Origin of the sequence: Moorena sp. SIO1F2 (assembly GCF_010672755.1) — a bacterium.
In the GTDB taxonomy this organism is placed as follows: Bacteria; Cyanobacteriota; Cyanobacteriia; order Cyanobacteriales; family Coleofasciculaceae; genus Moorena.
On the sequence record NZ_JAAHFV010000623.1, the window covers coordinates 1 to 1,885 of the forward strand.

2 protein-coding genes are annotated in these 1,885 nt (G+C 32.9%); both read left to right on the forward strand.

The window, feature by feature from the left end; genetic code table 11:
* Positions 1–746: glycosyltransferase family 61 protein (locus F6J94_RS33490; protein WP_293048192.1), on the forward strand; the 746-nt coding region annotated here is incomplete at its 5' end.
* 478 nt (positions 747–1,224) lie between these two features.
* Positions 1,225–1,560, forward strand: coding sequence for an FkbM family methyltransferase (locus tag F6J94_RS33495; protein WP_293048194.1), 336 nt, complete (start codon positions 1,225–1,227; stop codon positions 1,558–1,560).
* Positions 1,561–1,885 lie beyond the last annotated feature (325 nt).

Consider the following 1,885-nt stretch of genomic DNA (forward strand, 5'->3'; position numbering starts at 1 on the left):
ATAGCTTAATTGCATATTGTCCAGGTGCTCATTATCACTGGATGACTGATATTCTCCAGAGACTTTATCAAATTTTGCCTTTGCTTCCTAAAGAAACAAAGTTCCTTGTTCCTCATAATTTTAATCACGTTTTCTATGACTCTCTCAAAGCACTTGGAATTTCGTCTCCAGATAAGATAGTAATTTGCAAACACGATGAGAGACTTGAATTAGGAAAGCTGCTTTGGTCTCCTCCTGCTACATATTCAGGAATGGATTTACCTGAGGCTCTGGAATGGGTGAGTAATAATATTACTTCGTGGAGTTTAAAACAAAAGCAAAAATTATCTACTAATACTTATTCAAAAAAAATATACATTTCTAGGCAAGATAGTGATAAACGTCAACTTATTAATGAGCACGAACTCTGCATTTTTCTTCACTCAGAAGGATTTAAAATTTGCACTCTGTCAAATCTAGCTTTGGCCGATCAAGTTAATTTATTCCAGGTGGCAGAAATCATTATTGCACCTCATGGTGCTGGCCTCGTTAACTTGATGTTTACTAATAAGGGTTCATATGTCTTGGAACTTTTCGGTAGTAATGTACCAAGAGGAGGAACCTGCTATTGGTCTATTTCGTGTTGCAGGGGACTGAATTATTACTACTTAACAGGTCAATCCGAAACATCGACTTCAGAAGACTCAAATTTTACCATTTCAGTGGAAAAGGTAAAAGAATGGATTAGAAATATTGCCATAAATTAATTAAAACAATGATGGTGAAGTTAGGATGACTTTGAATACGATCAACAATAGAATTAAATTATATTTCACACAATTTAATGTAATCGAAGCAATTCGTTATATTTTACTTGAATTTGTCGTAAGATTTATTGATCCTCACTGCATAACATCTTATTCTCAGACGGGAGAAGATCGAATTATTCAGACAATATTGATGATAATTAATCTGCGACAAGTCAAATTAATGGGGATAACTGGCGAGGATGCGGTTCAATCTAAAAACTACTACGTTGATGTTGGTTGCAACCATCCTCGTCAATACTCTAATACATTTCAACTTTATAAATTAGGTTGGATAGGATTAAATATTGAGGCCAATAGTTATTTAATATAAAAATATTCAAGTGTAATATCAAAAGATATTAGTTTGTGTGCTGTTATATCTGATGTAAAAACTTTTTGAGTTTTTACGCAGTTTAAGAACTCTTTTTTTTCCTCATTGGATGAGAATCATATAGCTCGGTGGAATAAGTTAAGTGATATTACTTATCAAAAAGTTGTAGAAACCGTAACACTTAACGAAATTATTGACAGGTATAATACACCGAAAGAATTTGATTTGCTTTCTATTGACGTAGAAGGACATGATTTTCAGGTTTTAGCTTCACTTGATTTAGATGTTTATCATCCCAAAATCATCATCATCGAGATTCATGATTTCAATCTTGCAAATCCGAATAAAAATCAGATTTATAATTATTTATTACATAGCGGCTATAAAATGGTTAGCTATTCAGTGCCGAATGGCTACTTTGTGCGAAATTGTTTTTGGTAATCTATATTTTTTGCAGATGTATAGAAATTAGTGCTTTGATTTTATCAGCAGTGCTTTATAAATCAGTTTTGATATAACGTCTAATGTGAATTGATCGCCAAAACTACTGGTATTACGTCCATAGTCTGAAAAACCAAATTTTGAACAAAGCTTGAAAGCCTTATGCTATGAGACTCTTTTTTAATTCACATCAGGCGTATATAGGAACTAAAAACAATAACCATAAATCTTGACGTGGTATATGAGTCGGATCTTTCTATTAGCACAACGTTTTACACAAATCAATATTAATCACGTAGCGGTACTCAACAATACTTCTCACCAG